The sequence below is a fragment of the Paenibacillus sp. NMA1017 genome (assembly GCF_058895805.1).
In genome coordinates, this window is sequence record NZ_JBZXYR010000010.1 from 43,021 (window position 1) to 64,454 (window position 21,434).

Sequence of the window (21,434 nt, forward strand, 5' to 3'; positions counted from 1 at the left end):
TATATGAACAAAACAAGCCTCTCCAACTTCCTATTCGGAAGTGAAGGGCTGTCAGCTTGCAGATACAGTATGTAAAATATCGCTAAATCTTTAGGACGTGTATGAAGTCATGGACGGTCGCTAAATTCATATAGAAAGGATTGACCCTCCCGGTAGAAACGCCTTTTTTGCTTGCGCCGTATAAAGCCAATCCGAACAATGTGTGTGTGATGGTATCCATAATGAATCTCCTTTTAGCACAGTTCCCCTATTGTAGCACGGACCCGGTGTATTCGGAGTGCACGGAGGTGATATAATAGGGCGCAAATAGATTCATAGTTCGACAACTTGGAGCAGAGGAGAGAAGGCTGGTGTTTGAACAAATTGTAGCATATGGTCTGAGCCAAAAAGAAGCTGTTAAGGATTATCCATTTGGTGCTGATCCCCTGGTACTAAAAGTAGGGGGCAAGATGTTTGCACTTCTAACTAAAAAGGATGACATTTGCCACGTATCCTTGAAATGTGATCCAGTCATTGCGGTAAATCTGCGTGAACAAAACAAGGCGATTAAGCCAGGCTATCATTTGAATAAAAAGCATTGGAATACGATTGAGGTTGATGCTACCTTCCCACTGGAGGATTTGTACAGCATGATCGACCATTCGTATGAGCTGGTCTTCAAGAGCTTAACCAAAGCGCAACGCGAAGCGATTACGATGAGAATACGAGCAACGGATCTGTAAAGGGCTGCTGAAGCCCTTAGGTTGTATCCAAAAATACTTACTAACATGATTATAGTTTTACTTGACAGAAATCACGAATGGATATATTCTTAATTTAAAGATAATTCATTTGAAAATAATATCGAGGAGCGTAACTAACATGAGCGAACTGGTGAATATTATTCAAGAGAGAAGATCAGCTTCTAAATTTATTCCTGATGTTACTATAGATGCAAAAGAACTGGAAGAAATATTTCAGCTGGTGAAGTTTGCTCCATCGGCTTTTAATTTACAGCATGCGCGTTATATCGTAGTGCAGGATGCGGATACCAAACAAAGACTGCATGATGAGGCAAGTAAGCAGTATAAAATATTAACGGCTTCGGCGACCATTGTAGTGCTGGGGGATACAGAAGCTTATACCAAGGTAGCTGACCTCAACGAAGGATTCCTGAATTTAGGTGTCCTGAGCAAGCAGGAATATGATAGTACAGTGGAATCGGTAACTCAGTTTTATCGCGAGCGAGGACCTGTCTTCCAGAGAGAAGAAGCGATCCGTAATGCCAGCCTGTCGGCTATGCAATTTATGTTGATTGCCAAGGACAAAGGCTGGGATACATGCCCGATGATCGGTTTTGATCCGGCAAAGGTGCAGGAAGTACTGAATATTCCAGAGCAATTTGTACCGGTGATGATGATTACCTTGGGTAAAGAGGACGAATCGGGTCAGCGGGCACGGGGATACCGTAAGCCGGTTGGACAATTTGTCAGCTACAATGGATTTTGAAATTTGTAAATCATTTGTGTAAATAAATCAACATGTTAATGAAGGAGTGATAAAGATGTCATTGAAAACCGCTGGAATTCACCATATCACGTCCTTTGCAGGCGATCCGCAGGGCAACGTTGATTTTTACGCAGGCGTACTTGGTTTGCGATTGATTAAAAAGACGATCAACTTTGATGCTCCAGAAGTATACCATTTGTACTTTGGTAATGAAGAGGGCAGCCCGGGAACGATCATTACCTTTTTTCCAGCTCCAGGTACACGCAAGGGTAAGATTGGAGGTGGACAGGTTGGGATTACGACGTATGTCGTGCCGTCCGGTGCTTTGGAATACTGGGAAAACCGTCTGCACAGCTTGAAGGTATCTTTCACGAAGGCTACCCGTTTTGGCGAGTCATTCATCCAGTTCCGAGACAATGAGGGCTTGCATCTGGAGCTGGTGGAACGGGAAGATGGCCCGGTGAACACGTGGACAGCCGGCGGCGTGCCTACGGATAAAGCTATCAAGGGCTTTGGCGGGGCGGTACTGTACAGTGCGGACTCCAAGCATACGCAAGAGGTGTTGGAGAACGTATTGGGAATGGCTCCCATCGGAGAAGACGCAAATGCAGGCTACATCCGCTATCAGGCTACAGGTGATTTGGGCAACCTGATCGACATTCCGGTCAAAGATGTCCCGTGGGGGAATGGCGGCGCCGGTACGGTTCACCATATTGCCTGGCGCGCGCAGGATGATACGGAGCATCAGGCGTGGAACGAATGGGTTCATCAGCATGGTTTTGGGACCAGTGGTATTGTAGATCGCCAATACTTCAATGCCGTATACTTCCGCGAGCGGGGCGGTATTTTATTTGAGATCGCAACCGATCCACCCGGATTTACCGTGGACGAGGAATTGAATGAGTTGGGGCACAAGCTGATGCTACCTGAATGGTATGAGCCTCAGCGCACCCAGATTGAGTCTAACCTGGTTCCCATTCAACCTAGAGTATTAAAACAGGATTAATCTGCTCGATCCAAACAATCATATTAGAAGGAAAAAGGTCCAATACGGGAAGATTTCTACCGTGATTGGACCTTTTTTGCATGTGGAATTGGCTAGATCATGAGCAGTTCGCGAATCTCCAGCTCGGTCAGTGCCGAAAGGGTTTCTTGTCCCGGCTGAATGACCTGGTCGATCATGTTTTTCTTTTTTTGTTGCAGTTCATACATTTTATCCTCTACCGTGCCTTGGGCGATGAGACGAATAACCTGCACGACTTTTTTCTGGCCCATTCGGTGTGCGCGGTTGGTAGCCTGCTCCTCTACAGCGGGATTCCACCACAGATCATACAGTATGACTGTATCTGCGCCAGTGAGGTTCAGGCCAGTGCCTCCTGCCTTTAGGGAAATCAGAAACAGCTCGCGTTCGCCTTCGTTGAAGCGACTGCACAGTTCAACTCGTTCCAGAGCGGGAGTCTGCCCATCTAGGTAAAAGTAGGATACCCCTTCTCGAGCAAGCTCGCGTCCGATCATTTGAAGCATCGTGGTGAACTGTGAAAAAATGAGCATCCGTTTCCCGGAGCTGAGACATTCCGTAATAATCTCCAACAGCTGTTCAAATTTGGCGGAGCTTCCCGTATATCCTTCGATGAACAAGCCAGGATGACAGCAGAGCTGACGAAGCCGGGTTAGACCTGCGAGAATTTTAATCCGATTTTTCTGAAATCCTTCCTCGTTGAGATGCTTCAACGTTTCATGCTGGAGCTTGGCCAAATAGGCCGTATACAGCTTTTTCTGATCTGGCAGAAGCCGGGATACCTGCACGGATTCGATTTTTTCCGGCAGCTCCTTGAGGACATCACTCTTAAGACGGCGCAGCAAAAACGGACGAACCCGCTTGGCAATCACATTTCTAGGCAGGTTGTGAAACGCTCTTTTCCCGCCGGGAAATAACGCAGGAAATACAACGTCAAAGATGGACCACAGCTCTTCCAGCGTATTTTCTACTGGCGTTCCTGTCAGGGCAAAACGGTAACGGGCTTTTACATCCTTAACAGCCTGTGCCGTCTGGGTGGCATGGTTCTTGAATGCCTGTGCCTCGTCCAGAATGAGCGTATGAAACGATGGCTTGCTGTACACATCTGCATCGCGCCGCAGCAGCGGGTAGGACGTAATGACGACGTCGTAACTGGCGGCATCCCGTATGATCCGGCTGCGTTCTTCCGGGCTGCCATCTGCGATAGTGACGCGGATGTGCGGCGCAAATTTCTCCAGCTCATTCCGCCAGTTGTACACCAGTGATGCAGGAGACACGATCATAGCTGGAAGCTGCTGGCTGCGGATTTCCGGCAATACTGAGACGAGAAAGGCGATACTTTGCAGCGTTTTACCCAGCCCCATATCATCTGCCAAAATGCCCCCAAAACGGTAATGCGCCAATGTCTTAAGCCATTGAAAGCCGTAAACCTGATAATCTCTCAAGATTGGAGCAAGCATGTCTGGAACTGGGAAGTCGAGATGGTCTGGGTTACGTATATTTTCCAGCAGCTGGCGAAAGGTTTTACCCAAAGTCAGGTTTTTCCCATGATCGTGAGGATCAATTAAGTACAGTCCTTGCGTGACGGGAACACGAATTTGCGCTGCATCCAGATCACTTTTGCGGATACCTGTTTCATTCATGAACCGAATCAATTCCTTGTACTCCTCTGTTTCCAGCGGCAGCAAGGCACCATTCGGCAGACGGTGATATCTCTGTTTTTCCTCTAACGATTTGAGCAGTTTGCGAATTTCCGGTTCTGGTATGCCCTCCATATCAAATTTAAATTCAAGCCAATCCGTACGTTCATCCCACTCCGCGCGTATCCTTGGGGTTGGCAGAGTATTGTTTATTTTTGCTTTGACTGCACCTGTGGCATAGACATCCAGCAGCTTTTCCAGTTGCGGAACAGTATGATACAAAAAATCATACTCTGCATCTTCATCTTCCATAAAATATCCGCTGTCTGTTCTGGCAAAGGAGCTATGCTCCATCAGCTCCAAAATCCGCTGCTCTTGTTCCCCATCACGTATCAAAATACGGTCGTTACCTGGCGTTCGTGCATCTGTTTCCAGCGGGTTGATGATGATATCCCCATATTGGAACTCCAGCCCTGCCAGCAGCTTGTCTCTTACTCGGTCCAGATACAGCTTGGCCTTCAATGGCTGCTGTGTGACCCGATCTGAGACGGAACGTGTCATATGAACACGTCCGAGCTTCATTAACCCGGGTACAACCTTGTCCATAAAAGATTCCATCTGCTCTGGCGCGATCTGAACTTTTCGCCTGTGGTGTACTTCTACCATCCGTTTTAGCTCGGACAAACGCCGTAAGGGGTCGGCTTTCTGTTTGACAAGCTTGCCATCGGCAATGACGACACCATAGTCTTCCATGATGGTCAGGTCATCCAATCCTTGTATGCTTAGCTGGTAGCCTTCGGTTTCAGTCCCGGCCTCATCAAATTCAAATTGCAGCGGAAGCATCAGGTCGGACTGGGGAATACCCTCGCTCATATTTCCGTGAATTTCAAAGTAGACGCCCTGTGCTGCTGTCAGCAAGGGGAGCAGCTTTTCCCAAGCTGCAGGCGGGATGAGGAGCATTCGTTCACCGCTCATATGACTACCTGAAGATGAATACGTACCTGAGGTTTCCCGAATCATACGCTCATGGTGGCATACCTGGGATAATTGCTGGAGAATAGCGTCATGTTCAGGTCGGAAGCGGTACAACGCAGGATCGTATGAGAAGCTTTTCGTGAACATGTAGCTATCCCCACGGTCAATATTATCCAGAAACGGACGAATTTTTTGGACGATATATAATCGTTTGGGCCCAGCTTTCATTTCCACACCAAACATATATTTTTGGTAACCGTAGGCAAAAGGTCGGATCACGAACTGAAAATCCAAGACTGCGCGAGTATCCAGCAGGGTTGGTGTGCTGCGAAGCGGTCGCTTGCGGTCAAACAGTTTTAACATGCTGTCGGTCAGCTGGAGATCCCCTTGTGTGATGTCAGAGGATCGTGCCGTTCTAGCAGTGTGATCATACGGAGCATCTGTAGATGTATGCATCCCGTCTGAATCCATGCTTCCTGCTGTATCTGGGGCAGTACCGGGATGAAGTCTGGAGGCGTAGGAGCGTACAGACAGACTTTTTCCACGGCGTATATCATGGGCGTTAAGGAGAACAGCAGCGATATGTTTACAATATCGTCCGGTGGTCTGAAATGTGCTACAGGTACATTCTGCTCGGATACTTCCATTGGGGCGGATCATCGCCGCAACAGCATAAAAGCTGCTTCCTTTGACCGTAGCTTCATATACACCTTCATCATGATCTATTTGTGTAAAGGCCACTCTTTTGGCCCGGTAATAGGCATCCCCGTCGTCATAAGCGGCTTGACTGCATAGTTGTCTGATAGCTCGCCGGGTAAGTTCAAAGCTCATGGTTCGTAATCCTTTCCTGGGTTATTCCGTTTTCTTACATGATAACAGAACAGACAGGAGGATGGACACTTGTGTGCGGAACGTAACTTTACGAAAAAGGAGAACAGAAAAAAGCAGGCCTTGGTTCGTCATTGAACCAAAGCCTGCCAGGTGGCTACAGCTATATTATATGTCGGATAGCCCTTCTTCTTGCTCATGGACACCCAGCGCGTTACGTGCCATCTCCATATATTCATCTAGTCCGGATTTGAGGGCGAATTCAGCGATAAGCACAGGGTAAACCGTGGTCAGTTCAACGATATGTTCGCTCATACGCGGCCATACACGTCCGCCTGCTGCCTCGTAAAACTTCAATAAACGAGTAAGCTCTACTTCTCCGAACAAAGTATGGTAACTCGTAAAATCAATCGCCGGATCAGCTACTTCGGCCTCGGTCCAGTCCAGCATTCCAGTAACCTCTGTATTCGAAGAGACTAGAATATGACCTGGGTGCAAATCGCCGTGTACAAGTGCGGAATATTCCGGCCAGTAGCTATCGTCTGCCAGCCAGGTTTGCCATCGTTGCCACAGCTCACCAGATACACCAAAGACGCTCTTTATTTCCTTCATCCGCTGAGCCATCAATTGCCGAACTTCGTCGTGCTGCTTTACGCGGACACCAAAATCGGCTGCCTGTTGGTGATCCGTCCGGTGCAACGCGGCTAAGGCTTTAGCGAGCGAAGCAACGAATCTTTCCGTCAGAGCCTCAGGATTGATGAACCATACGTAACTTTTTGTTTCCATATCAATGGTAGCGGCAGGAGTGCCCTCCAGCTGAGGGTAGGCGATGAACTCTGGACTATACACTTGCCAATCCGGTACCGCTACAGGAAGAGTATCACGAATCAACTGAAGAACTTTGTGCTCGTAAGCGGCTGATTGGACCACATCTGTTCGTCGCGGTGTACGTAGAACCCAAGGGGTACCCTGAATGTCTTTGGCGAATAGTGCCCGGAAATCTAGCCCGGACTCGTTGAGTTCCAATCCTTCATGTAGTATGTGAAGCCCGTTGCTTTTGGCAAGGGCCAATATATCGCTAACGTCTTTTGAGCTAGTCAAGGAACGCTTTTCAGTCATATGAAACACACCTCATTGTTCAGATTTAGTTAAAAAAAGATAACTTAAACAAGCCTCAACCTTCCATATAAAAAAACGGGTTGAACTTCATTGAAAAGCCTATCCTTTTATCTGAGACGCATGTAGTGAGCACACATGAAAGAGCAAACCTCCTTTACAAAATAGGGCATCTAACCCAGCACCAATATAACATCCTACATGGAGGATGTCTACAACACGAGGAATAATATAAATAGTTACCCCAGTTCGCTTATCTGTGGGTTAGAGAAGTTTTTACAAGCTGCACATTGCAGGATACAATGGAAGTGTTAGAGAAAGGAGACGGATACTTTTGCAAAATGAAGATAAAAAGACCGATTCCAAATCCGGCTCATCCAAATGGTATCTCGGTAGCGCAGCAGCATTGCTTCTGCTGAAAGGCAAGTCGTTACTTGCCCTTTTAAAATTCAGTAAATTTGGCGGTGCGCTGATATCTATGGCGATAACGATTAGCACATATGCGATCATTTACCCGTGGGGATTTGCGGTTGGATTCGTGTTGCTGTTGTTTGTGCATGAGCTGGGACATGTATTGGCTGCCAAGCGCAAGGGGCTTCCGGTGTCAGCACCGTTATTTATTCCTTTTCTTGGTGCGCTGATCACCATGAAACGCCAACCTTTGGATGCGCAGACAGAGGCTTACGTGGCCATGGGCGGGCCGTTATTGGGAACGGTAGGGGCTATGGCGGTATACGCAGGAGCCTATGCAACAGACAGTCCACTTTTGTATGCACTAGCATATATCGGTTTTTTCCTGAACTTGATCAATTTGCTGCCGATTCATCCGCTCGACGGAGGACGGATTTCCACGGCTGTGACACGCTGGTTATGGCTGGTGGGCCTATTGGGTGGAATTGTAGTCGTAGTATATTTAAAATCCTTTTTATTTTTCTTCATATGGGCGTTCTTTGCCTACGATTTGTACAAAAAATATGTTAAACGCAATAAAGGAGAGGTCAAGATCCAATCCTTTTTGCAAAAGCCGCTGGTGAACGTACAGCATCTGTATGAGCAGGGATATCCACTGCCCGGACCGGAGCACACACGCAGATTATCCTTTAATACCTACTCGGATTTGGAGGGGCAGCAATATGTGACGGTGTATATGGAAAGTCTGGATGTGGAGCAGACGCTTTTGCTGCCACAGCAGTGTCTTGTCCAGCATGTATGGCTGAACGGTGTAGAACATATACCGACCCCGGATGCGTATCAGCTCAGATTGCTGTGTGGGATTGACTACATTCCGTTTGAAAATGATAAATATTACGAAGTACCCGCATCATCGCGCTGGAAATTCGGTATCGGTTACTTGGCTTTGGCCGTATTCCTGATGGGGATGATGTATGTGGTGCACCAGCATATAGGGGATATCAGGCTGTGATTCGAAAAAATGAGAGCTTGGTCAAGATTTTAGATCATTAAGGCAACGGTACAGCTTATAGAAAATAGAGTCTAAAGAGCGCGACAACCGTAATATTCGGTGTCACGCTCTTTTTTGGGTTGAATAACACGCTGGAGCCTTTGCTATTCGTCCTGCTATTCGTCCTGCTATTCGTCCTTATATCTTAGTCCTTTGTTCATCAGTAATCGGCTTTAACGTTTGGCGGTATTTAAGTGGGCTGGTGCCTGTCCAGCGTTTGAACTGTCTGCTGAAATGAGCCAGACTGGAGTATCCGAGCAGGGAAGCTACCTTGTTGAGTGGCAGATTGGGCTGCTGGATCAACACCTTAGCCTCATGCAACTTGGTCTCCGATAGATAGTGACGTGGAGAATAGCCGTACACCTTGCGGAACACTTCCTGGGCATAGCCGGGACTGATCCCGAGAGAAGCCGCCACATCTTCAAGACGGAACGCTTGCTCGCCAGATTCATCCTCCCGATAAGGCTTAAACCTTGATTGAATGGCTTCCATGATGGCCTTGGCATATTGAACGGATGAAGGCGCGATTCTGGGCTCCAAACCGGTAGATATCATTTGCGAGAATATCCCAAATAGCTCAAATAAGGCAATCTGCATGCGAAATCGGTCTGCTGTCGTATATTCTCCACTTTCCTGCACCATGCCAATCCAGCTATGGACGACCTTTTGCAGCTTGGCATTCGTTTCAGTACCCGCCGGGAAAAAGAGCTGATTGTTCTTAATCATTTCCTGACGGAACAATGGATCATCGACATTAAAATGAGAGCTAAAATAGTACATGCCGTTTGGGGAAACACACTGACTCACATGTTTAAAACCCGGCGGAATAATTAAAATATCACCTTCCCCAACCGAATATACGTTATTTTCCATGATCGTTTCCTGACGACCTTCTAAAATGAGTGCAATTTCAAAACCGATATGAGATTCCTCTGGCATGCACCAATCTGCTTTGACCCGGTGAATATGAGCGCCAAAAAATTTCACATTCCAGTCAATAATGGGTAGCCATTGGCAATCATGGAATAGAGCTGGATCAACATCAGGATTTAATATCATCAGATCACCTTCGATTAGGGCAAATTTTACACCGCTTAGACAATCTCATTGTATCTAACATTTAACTATAATAAAAGAGCGTTTACAAATGCTATAGTATAAGCTTCTACGTAAAAGAAAGCGCTTATATATAGATATTTTGAAAGCGATGCCATATTGTAATCAGGAGGAGCTATGGAAACAACATCGAAAGAACGTGTATCGTATTACGTTTACTTTTTGGGGAGCAACGCAATTCTCTGTCTGGTCGCCTCTTTTGCGATGCTATTTTATACGGATTATGTTGGCATATCTGTTTCTATTATCGGTACTTTATTCGTACTAGCCCGTATATGGGATGCTCTTAGCGCTCCGATCTTCGGTGTGATCATTGACCGAGCCAATCTAAAGGGCGGTTTGTTCAAACCATGGACGAATCTGGCTTCCATCATTTTGCCGATACTTACTGTACTTATTTTTCTCGTTCCCAGTGATGCGTCGCTTACCGTTAAGGTGATCTACATCGCCGTCACGTATCTGGCATGGGAAATGTGTTATACGATTAGTGATGCGCCCGGTTTCGGTTTGGCTACACTGATGACGAAAAACACGCACGAACGTGACCTGCTGATGTCGAGAGGGCGGACGATGGTCTTTCTGGCTTTTATGGTGATTTCCTCGTCTTCGGTCGCTGTGGCCAATCAGATATCTTGGCCGATTTTGGCACTGATTGTTGCCATAGCAGGTTTGATACTCATGAACTTTACTCGCTTTAATGTCAAAGAACGTTATTCCAACAAGGCGGAGAAGGTTACGCTCAAGCAAATTATGACGTATCCATTGCAAAACAAGCAGCTTTTATTCTACCTGATGTCGTTTATGACGCTGTCTATGACCAACCTGCAAGGGATTGTCGTCAGTTACTTTGCCTTATACAACTTGAAAAATCCTATTTATATTTCAATTCTCATGTTCATTTCCTTGGGTGTGCAGCTGCTCACCGCGTTGATTTTACCACCAATTATTAAAAGATTCGGCAAGTGGAAAGTGAATGTCGTCAGCTTGCTTGGATTGTTTACTACAGGCCTGTCCTTGTTTGCAATCGGTTACAGCAACCCCGTTGTCGTATGTGTATTCGCGGTTCTTTTCGGTTTGTTCAGCTCTGCACCACAGCTCATGGTTCCAATGTTTACGGCCGATTGTGTGGAGTATGGCGCATTCAAAAAAGGCGTACGTGCCAGTGGTACCGCTTTTGCTACCCAAACGTTTGCAGGAAAACTGGGGGGAGCGGCAGCCAGTGGAATCGTCGCTTATGCGCTTGCCTTTGCAGGCTATATCCCGAATGTACCGCAGACCGGACAGGTTCTCACATGGATTTTCGCGCTTTATGCAGTAGTGCCTGGTGTGGGGGCCTTAATTACGGCAGGACTGTTCGCATGGCTGTACAAGATTAAGGAAAAAGACGTAGAAGGCTGGCTAGCAAGTGCGAAACAAAATCAACAACAGACAGATTCTGCGAAGCAGGGTGTTGCTGATAAGACCATTCTATTACGAACCTAATTGGAGGACGACTTGATGAAAAAGCTACTGTACGGTGTTGCTTATTATGATGAATATATGCCATATGACCGTTTGGACCAAGATATTCAAATGATGAAGGATGCGGGAATTAACGTGGTGCGGATTGCGGAATCCACCTGGAGCACGCATGAACCGCAAAATGGAGTGTTTGATTTCACCTCTGTGGATCGGGTGCTGGACGCCATGCATGAGGCAGGCATCGAAGTCATTGTGGGGACGCCCACCTATGCCGTACCCACATGGCTGGTGAAAGAGCATCCCGATGTATTGGCGACAACGCCTCAAGGTCCGGGCAAATATGGAGCTCGCCAGATTATGGACATTACGAACCCGGTGTACCTGTTCCATGCCGAGCGAATCATACGCAAGCTGATCGGACGGGTGAGTCAGCATCCGGCGGTCATTGGCTTTCAGACGGATAATGAGACCAAGCATTACAACACAAGCGGGCCCAATGTGCAATTGCAATTTGTGAAGTATTTGCGGGAGCGGTTCGAATCGCTGGAGGAGCTAAACCGCAAATTTGGTCTGGACTACTGGAGTAATCGCATCAATAGCTGGGAGGACTTTCCTTCGGTGGTCGGAACAATTAATGGAAGTTTGGGCGCAGCCTTTTCCCAATTCCAGCGTAAGCTGGTGACGGATTTCCTGGCATGGCAGGTCGCGCTGGTGAATGAATATAAGCGGGAAGACCAATTTGTTACGCAAAACTTTGATTTTGAATGGAGAGGTCATTCCTTTGGTGTTCAGCCGGACGTGGATCACTTTGCGGCATCGCAAGCCTTTGATGTGACTGGGGTGGATATTTACCATCCATCACAGGATGATCTGACTGGAATTGAAATTTCCTTCGGTGGCGATGTGGCGCGTTCGACGAAAAATAACAACTATCTGGTGCTGGAAACGGAAGCGCAGGCTTTTACCCACTGGGTTCCCTATCCGGGGCAATTGCGTCTGCAAGCGTTCAGCCATCTGGCTTCCGGGGCGAATATGGTCGCATACTGGCATTGGCATTCCATCCATAATTCCTTCGAAACCTACTGGAAGGGTCTGCTCAGCCATGATTTTGAGCCGAATCCTGTGTATGAGGAAGCACAGACGATAGGGAAGGATTTTGCCAGATTGTCTCCGCATTTGGTTAACCTGAAAAAGAAAAATAAAACGGCGATTCTGGTCAGCAACGAAGCATTGACGTCGATTGACTGGTTTAAATTTAATATGAGCAGCCCGTTGAATTACAATGACATCGTACGTCGTTTGTATGACGAGTTGTATAAACTGAATATCGGGACGGATATCGTTCATCCAGGTACAGAATCGTTTGACGAGTATGATCTCTTGATCGTCCCGGTTCTCTATTCTGCCCCAGACGCACTACTGGAGAAGCTGAACCGATATGTGGAAAAAGGTGGTCATGTAGTTTACACATTCCGAAGCGGATTTACCGACGAGCATGTGCAGGTGAGAACGTCCCGACAGCCGGGCTTGATTAGCGAAGCCTGCGGCATTCATTACAGCTTGTTCGTGGAGCCGAAGAAGGTGACGCTCAAAAATAATCCTTTTGAGGTGGCACCAGAGGAGAATCAGGTAGATACGTGGATGGAGCTGATTACCCCGACGACTGCCGAAGTATTGGCCTATTACGATCACCCGCATTGGGGAAAATATGCCGCGATTACGCAAAACCGCTATGGTCAGGGAACAGCGACCTACATCGGCTGTATCGTCAGCCCGGCGGTCATCCGCGAACTATTCAGCTCTGTAGCCAAAAAGGCAGGAGTATGGGGACTGGATCAGGAAACATCTTATCCGATCATTGTTAAATCCGGCACGAATGAACTGGGACGGACAATCCGGTACTATTTTAACTATTCCGAACAAGCAGGCTCGGTGGTATATCCGCATGGAGACGGCAAGGAGTTAATCGGGGAGCGTACAGTTGCTCAAGGACAAACGCTTTCATTAGAGCCTTGGGGTGTTATAATTATCGAAGAAGCGTAAATGATGAATAATGAGCTGAAACTGACTTACGAATAATATCATATAGGTATTCTCCGGGAGTATCCGGTACATGAAGCGCCCCTGCGAATTGCGGGGCGTTTTCGCATATGGCTGAATAGAGGAGTGCATTGCTATGCCAACCCGAGCAGTCCGCTGGTTTCGGGCGCTGACGGCCCCGTATCGACGTAGCATTCAGCTCAAGCTGATCTTGACGATGATTGTTTTATCTGTGCTGCCGGTCATTGCTGTCACGGTGCTGGCTGCGGAGAAAAGCAGAGCGTCTATGGAAACCGAAGTCGTAGAGACGAACATGTCCAATATGAAATGGACGGGAATTTATATCAGCGACCAGCTAGATCGTCTAAATCATCTGATTTACAGCATTCAGATCAGCCCTGATCTGAGCGATTATTTGAATGAGCGCGAGCCTGACAATCTTTCAAGCCAATTTAATGCCCAGCGAAAAATGCTGAATACGATGGCGAATGTGTATTATTCGGCCGGGAGTCATGTGATCGGCATCCAGCTTTATTTGAAGCAGTCGCAAACCCTGTTTACCTTCAACAGCATGCAAAATGAAATCACGACGGTGAACGGTATTCCCACGCAGTATGCCGAGATGTGGCAAGCGAATAAGGATTACTCGATTCGTCCAAGCCCTGCTGACCCGGAACGCTTTACACTGACACGCAGTATTCGGCGTTTTGAAGACCAGAAGCAGACGGGGGCTATTTCATTGGATGTATTGTGGTCGCAATTCGATCAGACGCTGGGCCTGCTGGGACGAGGGGATCAGCATCAGGTGCTTATTACAGATGCGGATGGCAGGGTTATGTATCCAGCACAGGCTCTGCAGTCGCCTCCTCCTGCAGGAGTGCTGACAGCTCTTCGTGACGTTAAGCCGGGTCCCGGAGTGATTCAAACTGCTGAACATTATGTGTTCTATAATGATCTGGATGTAGTTGGGCTGAAGCTGGTCAAAATCGTACCCACTTCCTCCATTAACCACAGCGCTTTTTCAACCATGTTGTATGGTATTATCGTCGGCGTGATTTCTATCCTGGTTTCCATCTGCATTGCCGTTTTCATCGCATGGCGCACTGCACGTCCGATTGTCCATTTGGCGCGTTCCGTACAGGAACTGGATATGATCAAGGGGCCGGTTGGACAGCCAAGTACACGCCCGGATGAGATTGGGTTGCTGGAAAGAAGTCTGCATGGGATGGCAGGCAGAATCCGTGAGCATATCCAGACGGAATACAGTATCAATTTGCAAAAAAAGACGGCTGAATTGAAAGCACTCCAGGCACAGATTCATCCACATTTTCTGCAAAATACGCTGCAAATGATCGGAAGTATGGTGTTTTCCCAAAAGCCAGAGGATACCTATGAAGTCATTCGGTCACTGAGTGAGATGTTCCGTTACGTGGTACGGGAACCTCAGGATTTGGCCTCTCTGCGTGCAGAACTCGACCATGTGGGACATTATATGAGTATCCAGCAGCGTCGATTTCCGCAAAGATTAGTGTTTCAGGTGGAGACAGAAGAACAGGCGATGGATATTCGTCTGCCTAAGCTATCGCTTCAGCCATTGTTGGAAAACGCGTTTCAGCACGGTCTTGACCGTAAGGCAGGGGCATGGCGAATGGGAATTCGAGTGGAGATTATGAAAGAAGATGTGTGTATTACGGTTTGCGATAATGGAAACGGCATGACCCCGGACAAGCTGGAAGAAGTACGGTCAAAGCTGGAAAACGCGTCGGAGGAACCGATCTGGGCGCAGGGTAGTCATATCGGATTGAGCAATGTGTCTTCACGCATACGGATGAATTTTGGAGTGCACTACGGAGTGACGATAGATAGTGAGCAGGGTGTTGGTACACGTGTTACCATCCGCATTCCATTCATCTCAGCAGAGGAGGGAAAAGTATGATCAGAGTATTAATTGTGGACGATGAGCCGTGGAATCGCGATATTCTGAAGACATTTGGCACATGGGAAAAACTCGGAATGTTGGTAGTGGGTGAGGCTGAGGACGGAGACGAGGCGTTCAGGCTAGTTGGGGAGTTAGCTCCCCATATTGTGATTACGGATATGCGCATGCCGGGTGCGGACGGAGTGGAGCTGCTGCAAGCACTAAATAACCATTGTCCTGATGTGAAAATCATTGTCGTGAGCGGATATGATGATTTTGCGTATGCCAAACATGCCATCCGTTACAAGGCCGTCGATTATTTGTTAAAGCCAGTCAATCCTGCCGAGCTGAATGCAGTGCTGCTCAAATGCAAAAGCGATCTGGAGGTCAAGGCTGCTGAACAGCAGCAAGAAGCGACAAAGCTGGATTATGAGTTTTTTCACAAGCTGACCCGGTATAAGCAACTGCTGCGTCTTTATTTTAATGAGCTGAACCGTGACGGGGTGAACTTAACCTGCAGGCAGGTTATGCAGGAGCTGGAGAGTTACGGAGCACCAAGTCCACAAATGCTGGGCAGGCTGGTGCAGGAGCTTCTTTCCCTGCTAAAAGAACTCGCAGCGGATAACGGGCTGGATACTTCTAAAGCAAAGGCAGGATTTTCACTGTCGCAGGATGCCGTATCCTCTGTAGAACATGCGCTGGAATTCGTATCGTCGTGTTATGTTCAGGAACTGGATCAGCTCATTCGGCAGCGGAAATACAAAAACAAGCTGAATTTAGAAGAGGTACGGCGATATATCGACAGTCACTTTGCTGAGCCGATTACACTGGAGCAGTTGGCGAAAAACTTTTTTGTGAGCAAAGAGTATATGAGCAAAGTATTTAAGCAGGAGTATGGTCAAAATGTAACGGACTACATTGTAGCGCGAAGAATGGAAAAGGCGCGGGAATGGCTGGCCAATAAACAGATTTCAATTAAAGCAGTTGCGGAGATGGCAGGATATGAGGATGTGTCTTATTTCTATCGGGTATTTAAAAAGCATTTTGGCATGGCACCCGGTGAAATGAGAAAGGAAGTTTAAAAAAGTCCAATCCAATAAGCTAAGGGTGTCCAATGGCAGAAGTGCCTTCCCATTCTATAATGAAAGCGTATACAAAACGAGCAGTACAAAGGAATTTGGCCTTTAGGAAGTTCGCACAGAGCTGAATAGAGGTTGAAGACCGGCGGCATAACTGCTTTGAATAACAACTGATTTGCCGATGGGTAACAGTTATTTTCATAATAGGGGAGGTCATTTTTCATGAAGTTGTGGAAAGGTGTATTGAGCACGATGCTGGTTGGCACGTTATTGGCCGGGTGTGGAGCGAACTCTTCAGGCAGTGACAGCAGTGGTTCCGGTGGAGACGGCAAAACGGTGAATCTCAAAATGTTTATTGCTCAGCCCCGTTTGAAGGAGCACTACGATAAATACATTAATGCATTCGTAGCGAAAGAGAAGAAAGATAAAAATATCGACGTTACGGTTCAACTGGAGATGCCACCTGCTGACAACGCCGCACAAATTTTGAAGACAAGACTTGCATCCAACGATGCGCCAGACGTATTTGCATTGCACGCGGTGAATGAAATTCCTCCGTTTTATAAAGCGGGCTATTTGGAGGATTTGTCCGGCCAGCCTTTTGTTAACAAATTGATGGATAGTGTGAAGCCTTCGGTGACAACGAAAGACGGAAAGGTCGTAGCGGTTCCTTTGGAGACGATCTCATGGGGCTATTTGTACAATAAAAAGATATTTAAGGATTTGGATTTGCAGCCGCCGGGAACGTTGACCGAAATGAAGGCTGTGGTCGAGAAGCTGAAAGCGAATAATGTGAAACCGTTCCTGTTGTCCTACAAAGAATCCTGGATTCCACAGCTGTTCGTGCCGCTGACAGCGGGTGCGATGATGAACACACAGAATAAGGATTTTATTGACAGGATGAATCAGGATAAAGGCTCCTTTTCCGAAATGAAGAGCATGTTCGATATTATTGATCTAGTGAATAGCAACGGTACGGACAAGGCGCTGGAAATCGGCGGGGATGATGGATCGGCTGCGTTTGCCTCGGGTAAAGCGGCGATGTGGATTCAGGGACCGTGGTTTGCGGAAACGATTTTAAAATCTGATCCGAAGATGGATTTTGGGGTAGCACCGTTGCCGATCAATGACGATCCCAATGCGACATTGATCAATTTGTCCACTTCGACTTCGCTGGCTGTATCCTCTACAAGCAAGAATAAGGAGGTTGCGCTCGATTTTGTTAACTATGTGCTGGATGACAAGGATTCTAGCGCGTTCTATGAAGCATTGAAATTTAACCCGATCTCCAAAGTGCATACGTTTAAAAGCTATCCTTGGGTTAATGACGCTACCGAATACGTAAAAGCAGGCAAGTCGTACCAAGACCCATCTATCCCGCAAGCGGTCAAGGACGAGGCAGGCAAATCGCTACAATCCTATTATGCAGGCCAGCTCACGCAGGATGATGTCATTAAGGCGCTGGATAAGGCATGGAAATCGTATAACAAAGTGAACAAGTAACGGTAACCTATAGAATTACACCGGGAGGGAGAGACTCCATGCCTTTTAAAATCTATAAAAAATACGTCATGCTACTGGCGTTTACAGCCCCGGCGCTGATCTTTTATGCCATCTTCCTGCTCATTCCAACGATCAGCGGCATGTACTACAGCTTTACAGACTGGAACGGATTGAATCCCAATTACAGCTTTATCGGCTTGGGGAACTTTGTGGAATCGTTGAAGGAAGACCCCGATTTTCTCAATTCCCTTTGGTTTACCCTTAAATACGTATTGGTCATGATTGTGCTGCAAAATGTACTGGCGCTGGCACTGGCCGTGTTGATTGAGTCGCGTACACGTACCAAAGGATTTTTCCGGACGATATTTTTTATGCCCAATATGATCAGTACCATTATTAGCGCATTTATGTGGACATTCGTTTTTTCCTCCGTGCTGCCACAGATCGCCGAAAAGACGGCTATCGCCTTTTTAGGCCAATCGTGGCTGGGCGACCCGAAAGTATCTTTCTTCTCTATTATTATCGTGTCGCTCTGGAATGGCGTCGGTTATATGATGATCATCTATCTGGCTGCGCTTCAAGGTGTGCCACAAAGCTTGAAGGAGGCTGCTATTATTGACGGGGCGAACGCATTTCAGACATTGCGAAGCGTAACGATGCCGATGATTACTCATGCGATTACGATCTGTTTCTTTCTGACGCTGAATGGCGCCTTCAAAGTGTATGAGGTTGTATACGGACTGACTGGAGGAGGGCCGGGGCGCAGTACACAGGTGATTACGATGAATATTTACGAGGAGGCTTTCTCCAACAACTTCCGTTATGGTTATGCGAGTGCCAAATCTGTAATTTTGTTCGCGATCGTTCTCATTTTCACCCTGATTCAGCTGCGTGTCATGAAGAAGAGGGAGGTGGAGGCATGAGGCTGAAGAAAGCCAATTCCTTGCTGATTACGTTGCTTCTGTGCGTGGGCGCAGTTGTGTCCTTCTTCCCCATCTACATGGCGGTAATTAATTCGTTTAAAACACAGGGCGAGATGTTTGCATCCTTTACGGCGCTGCCGACGAAGCTTCACTTTGAAAATTACAGTCAGGCTTTTCATCAGACTCATTTGTTGAACAGCGCCCTTAATTCCACGATTATTTCTTTTATTGGCATTGGTGGCATTGTGATCTGTTCGGCACTGGCAGGCTACAAGCTGTCTCGTACACAGGGGAAACTGAGCAGTGCGATTTTCTTCCTGTTTGTCGCATCGATGCTGGTACCGTTTCACTCTATTATGATACCGCTTACGCGAATGGCAAAAGATTTGTCCGTTCAAGGCAGTACGTACGGCCTGGCCCTGATCTATATCGGCTTGGGTGTGAATATGGCGATCTTTTTGTATCATGGATTCGTCAAATCCATCCCGCGTGAGCTGGAAGAATCCGCGCAAATGGACGGCTGTAATGAGTTCCAAACGTTCTTTCGCATTATATTTCCTTTGCTGCTGCCGATCACAGTTACCATCGCGATTTTGGATTTTCTGTGGATTTGGAACGACTTTTTGCTTCCATTGTTGATGCTGACGGATGTGAACCATTACACCCTGATTCTCTCGACCAATATGCTGTTCGGAGAGTACAACAAGGATTGGTCGCTTATTCTGGCCGCACTCGTGCTGACTTCCATCCCGGTTATCCTGATCTATGCCTTCTTTCAGAAATTCATCATGGAAGGAATCGCGGAGGGAGCGGTTAAGGGATAAGGTGGAAAGCCTTCCTATCAACAAGGAAGGCTTTTTCTCTGATTCAGCTTTTTTCGCGCCAACGTTTCAATAAAAAGATAGGAAGGGTTACAAACAAAATTGCAAAGGCTACAATGATCCACCACTGAGGGTCAATGATATACAACACGACTCCGATCAGCAGAACTGTTGTTATTATGGAAATTCTCACTTTTAACATTGTGCTTTTACTCACCTTAGCTTCTAATTTTGGCAACGTTATGAGGGTGATTGCAGTCAGTGCCGGAAAGAATATGGAGGTAAATGAATTAGTCACTTCGAGAAATTACTTATTATAAAAAATAAAAGCGAAATGATGATCAAAAATAGATATATACTAGAAATCCGTTTTCCGATTGTAGCTCCAAACTCTTTAGGATTTTTATATCCAATGATTAAACTGGGAATAAAAAAAATACTGGATAGATAAATGGTGTAGTGAAACCCAGTATTATCGACAGGATTGGACCAGGCGGGCAATCCTAAAAAGGAAAGCAACTGGTCTCCCCATATGTAATCGCCAAATTCAAAAGAAACAGCCATGCCAAGAAGAGATAACAGCAGTGAAAGTGATCCCCAGCCTATTTTTTTTCTGTTTTTTCTCAACGATTCAATGATAATTAGTAAAATTGCAATTGCTTGTATGCTGTATGTCAACATGATTGAAAACATAAAGTACCTCCTTGAACATCAGAATTAAATGATAAGATGTCAATTTCGGAAATGAGTATACCATTTTATGGTATGTTTTCATATGCCTTTCAATACAGCGTTCGTAAGATCAAATGGAACGCGAAGCGGCCTTAGCCATACAATATTTCATCTGAATGTAAAAGGAGATGATTATGTTGGCTACCTTCTCGGCCGCGCTTCAAGTGAAAAAGCGGATGGCCAAGCGAGTCTTAAAAATGCCCGGTGTCCACGGCATTGGCGTAGGATACAGGGACCCTGCCCATCCCAAAAAGGGAGCTGCTGTTATTGTGTACACGGACCGTTTAGCGTCGGCCTCTACTGGACTCCTGTCAGCCACCGCATTAGGAAAGAAAACGAACGTTCCAGTCCGAATTGTAAAGACTGGAAAGATCAGAGCCAATGCTACGGACTACAGAGTGCGCATACGCCCGGTCATCGCCGGCTACAGTGTCGGGACGATTGAAGGCTCCGGTACAACCGGACTCATCGTTGCCCCAACTGGAGCGCCGGCTACACGTTATCTTTTTAGCAACAACCATGTCCTCAATCCCTCCAATACAGACAATCGGGAGGCTACAATTCAGCCAGGCGGAGCCGATGGGGGGACGGTTGCTCAGGATCGTATAGGACGGCTATATCGTTACGTACGCTTGAATCCCACCGGAACGAACCTGATTGATGGGGCGCTTTCGCTTCCGACCCGTAACAACCTGCTCAATCCGCGTTACGCTACAGTAGGAGCGATCCCGGGTCATGTGACCGCTTATCGCATAGGGGATAGGTTGAAGAAGGTAGGGCGTACGACCGGGCGGGTCAATGGCACGGTAGAGTCCGTCTATACGGACCTGCAAATCAATTATGGCGGAGAGTTGGGCTTACTGACCTTCGAAGATCAGACGGTTATTAGAGGTACGACTCCCGTATCACTACCTGGGGATTCTGGCTCTGTATGGCTCAGACAGTCAGATAATTATGCAGCTGCGGTCAACTATGCAGGCACGGCAGATGGTCGCTTATCCATAGCCTTTCCGGTGCAGTGGGCCATGCAGGTATTTAACACACGGGTAGCCCGCCCCAACGGGGCAGGCAGGGTACTGAGGGTAGATACAGGATCTTCCCCTCGCTCCTATACTAGGCAACTCACTAGTGAGGAACTGGTTCGCTTAAGACCAAGAACGACACGCATTAGACGGAGCTAAACGCCCTCCAGATGGAAAAGCTGCCGCTGATCGTCTCGATAAAGCGGTCGCTTTAAAAGCTTTCCGAAGGACTGATTGCTTCGGAAGCATCATCTCCCCGGATTTCTCACCTGATTACAGACTTAACTTAAGA

The 21,434-nt window shown here is 47.1% G+C and carries 16 protein-coding genes; 12 read left to right on the forward strand and 4 right to left on the reverse strand.

Features of this window, described 5'->3' with window-relative positions:
- The first annotated feature begins 350 nt into the window (after positions 1-350).
- The 3 genes from AC5ELV_RS20715 (at position 351) to AC5ELV_RS20725 (ending at position 2,494) form a co-directional block, all read left to right on the forward strand.
- Complete coding sequence (locus AC5ELV_RS20715) at positions 351-722, forward strand: MmcQ/YjbR family DNA-binding protein (protein WP_493431675.1); 372 nt, start codon at positions 351-353, stop codon at positions 720-722.
- 139 nt (positions 723-861) lie between these two features.
- Positions 862-1,488 (forward strand): nitroreductase family protein, encoded by a 627-nt coding sequence (locus AC5ELV_RS20720; RefSeq protein ID WP_029515856.1) that lies wholly within the window; start codon positions 862-864, stop codon positions 1,486-1,488.
- Positions 1,489-1,543: 55 nt separating this feature from the next.
- Entirely contained in the window at positions 1,544-2,494 is a 951-nt protein-coding gene (locus AC5ELV_RS20725) for a ring-cleaving dioxygenase (RefSeq protein ID WP_493431676.1), read from the forward strand.
- 92 nt (positions 2,495-2,586) lie between these two features.
- Here AC5ELV_RS20725 and AC5ELV_RS20730 read toward each other — a convergent pair whose 3' ends face one another.
- Both AC5ELV_RS20730 and AC5ELV_RS20735 read right to left on the reverse strand, forming a co-directional pair.
- Positions 2,587-5,952 carry a DEAD/DEAH box helicase gene (locus AC5ELV_RS20730; RefSeq protein WP_493431677.1) on the reverse strand — a complete coding sequence of 1,122 codons (3,366 nt, stop codon included), beginning with the start codon at positions 5,950-5,952 and terminating at the stop codon, positions 2,587-2,589.
- 165 nt (positions 5,953-6,117) lie between these two features.
- Positions 6,118-7,068 (reverse strand): macrolide 2'-phosphotransferase, encoded by a 951-nt coding sequence (locus AC5ELV_RS20735; RefSeq protein WP_493431678.1) that lies wholly within the window; start codon positions 7,066-7,068, stop codon positions 6,118-6,120.
- Between the two features lie 331 nt (positions 7,069-7,399).
- Between AC5ELV_RS20735 and AC5ELV_RS20740 the strand changes: the two genes are divergently transcribed.
- Positions 7,400-8,488, forward strand: coding sequence for a site-2 protease family protein (locus AC5ELV_RS20740; RefSeq protein WP_493431679.1), 1,089 nt, complete (start codon positions 7,400-7,402; stop codon positions 8,486-8,488).
- 177 nt (positions 8,489-8,665) lie between these two features.
- On the opposite strand, the gene AC5ELV_RS20745 is transcribed toward AC5ELV_RS20740, so the two are convergent.
- Positions 8,666-9,586, reverse strand: a complete 921-nt coding sequence (locus AC5ELV_RS20745) for an AraC family transcriptional regulator (RefSeq protein ID WP_493431680.1) — start codon at positions 9,584-9,586, stop codon at positions 8,666-8,668.
- Positions 9,587-9,760: 174 nt separating this feature from the next.
- Between AC5ELV_RS20745 and AC5ELV_RS20750 the strand changes: the two genes are divergently transcribed.
- The 7 genes from AC5ELV_RS20750 (at position 9,761) to AC5ELV_RS20780 (ending at position 19,391) form a co-directional block, all read left to right on the forward strand.
- Entirely contained in the window at positions 9,761-11,125 is a 1,365-nt protein-coding gene (locus AC5ELV_RS20750) for an MFS transporter (protein WP_493431681.1), read from the forward strand.
- A 15-nt stretch (positions 11,126-11,140) separates the two neighbouring features.
- Positions 11,141-13,147: a beta-galactosidase gene (locus tag AC5ELV_RS20755; protein ID WP_493431682.1), complete on the forward strand. Its 2,007-nt coding sequence runs from the start codon at positions 11,141-11,143 to the stop codon at positions 13,145-13,147.
- 133 nt (positions 13,148-13,280) lie between these two features.
- A complete protein-coding gene (locus tag AC5ELV_RS20760) occupies positions 13,281-15,080 on the forward strand; it encodes a sensor histidine kinase (protein WP_493431683.1) in 1,800 nt (599 codons plus the stop codon).
- The gene (locus tag AC5ELV_RS20765; RefSeq protein ID WP_493431684.1) at positions 15,077-16,144 is read left to right on the forward strand and encodes a response regulator transcription factor; all 1,068 of its coding nucleotides are present in this window, start codon (positions 15,077-15,079) and stop codon (positions 16,142-16,144) included. Before AC5ELV_RS20760 ends, AC5ELV_RS20765 begins: the two co-directional genes overlap by 4 nt.
- Before the next feature lie 219 nt (positions 16,145-16,363).
- Complete coding sequence (locus AC5ELV_RS20770; RefSeq protein ID WP_493431685.1) at positions 16,364-17,644, forward strand: ABC transporter substrate-binding protein; 1,281 nt, start codon at positions 16,364-16,366, stop codon at positions 17,642-17,644.
- 38 nt (positions 17,645-17,682) lie between these two features.
- Positions 17,683-18,567 (forward strand): carbohydrate ABC transporter permease, encoded by an 885-nt coding sequence (locus AC5ELV_RS20775; protein ID WP_023986930.1) that lies wholly within the window; start codon positions 17,683-17,685, stop codon positions 18,565-18,567.
- Positions 18,564-19,391, forward strand: a complete 828-nt coding sequence (locus AC5ELV_RS20780; RefSeq protein WP_493431686.1) for a carbohydrate ABC transporter permease — start codon at positions 18,564-18,566, stop codon at positions 19,389-19,391. Before AC5ELV_RS20775 ends, AC5ELV_RS20780 begins: the two co-directional genes overlap by 4 nt.
- 291 nt (positions 19,392-19,682) lie before the next feature.
- Here the strand turns inward: AC5ELV_RS20780 and AC5ELV_RS20785 are convergent, their stop codons facing one another.
- The gene (locus AC5ELV_RS20785; protein ID WP_493431687.1) at positions 19,683-20,081 is read right to left on the reverse strand and encodes a hypothetical protein; all 399 of its coding nucleotides are present in this window, start codon (positions 20,079-20,081) and stop codon (positions 19,683-19,685) included.
- A gap of 173 nt (positions 20,082-20,254) precedes the next feature.
- Between AC5ELV_RS20785 and AC5ELV_RS20790 the strand changes: the two genes are divergently transcribed.
- The gene (locus tag AC5ELV_RS20790; RefSeq protein ID WP_493431688.1) at positions 20,255-21,301 is read left to right on the forward strand and encodes a hypothetical protein; all 1,047 of its coding nucleotides are present in this window, start codon (positions 20,255-20,257) and stop codon (positions 21,299-21,301) included.
- The last annotated feature ends 133 nt before the right edge of the window (positions 21,302-21,434 follow it).

Coding starts and splice junctions, on each gene's coding strand:
- AC5ELV_RS20775 (WP_023986930.1), top strand. CDS start 17,683: ATGCCTTTTAAAATCTATAAAAAATACGTCATGCTACTGGCGTTTACA.
- AC5ELV_RS20790 (WP_493431688.1), top strand. CDS start 20,255: ATGTTGGCTACCTTCTCGGCCGCGCTTCAAGTGAAAAAGCGGATGGCC.
- AC5ELV_RS20755 (WP_493431682.1), top strand. CDS start 11,141: ATGAAAAAGCTACTGTACGGTGTTGCTTATTATGATGAATATATGCCA.
- AC5ELV_RS20735 (WP_493431678.1), bottom strand. CDS start 7,068: ATGACTGAAAAGCGTTCCTTGACTAGCTCAAAAGACGTTAGCGATATA.
- AC5ELV_RS20780 (WP_493431686.1), top strand. CDS start 18,564: ATGAGGCTGAAGAAAGCCAATTCCTTGCTGATTACGTTGCTTCTGTGC.
- AC5ELV_RS20725 (WP_493431676.1), top strand. CDS start 1,544: ATGTCATTGAAAACCGCTGGAATTCACCATATCACGTCCTTTGCAGGC.
- AC5ELV_RS20760 (WP_493431683.1), top strand. CDS start 13,281: ATGCCAACCCGAGCAGTCCGCTGGTTTCGGGCGCTGACGGCCCCGTAT.
- AC5ELV_RS20770 (WP_493431685.1), top strand. CDS start 16,364: ATGAAGTTGTGGAAAGGTGTATTGAGCACGATGCTGGTTGGCACGTTA.
- AC5ELV_RS20730 (WP_493431677.1), bottom strand. CDS start 5,952: ATGAGCTTTGAACTTACCCGGCGAGCTATCAGACAACTATGCAGTCAA.
- AC5ELV_RS20750 (WP_493431681.1), top strand. CDS start 9,761: ATGGAAACAACATCGAAAGAACGTGTATCGTATTACGTTTACTTTTTG.
- AC5ELV_RS20765 (WP_493431684.1), top strand. CDS start 15,077: ATGATCAGAGTATTAATTGTGGACGATGAGCCGTGGAATCGCGATATT.
- AC5ELV_RS20745 (WP_493431680.1), bottom strand. CDS start 9,586: ATGATATTAAATCCTGATGTTGATCCAGCTCTATTCCATGATTGCCAA.
- AC5ELV_RS20785 (WP_493431687.1), bottom strand. CDS start 20,081: ATGTTTTCAATCATGTTGACATACAGCATACAAGCAATTGCAATTTTA.
- AC5ELV_RS20720 (WP_029515856.1), top strand. CDS start 862: ATGAGCGAACTGGTGAATATTATTCAAGAGAGAAGATCAGCTTCTAAA.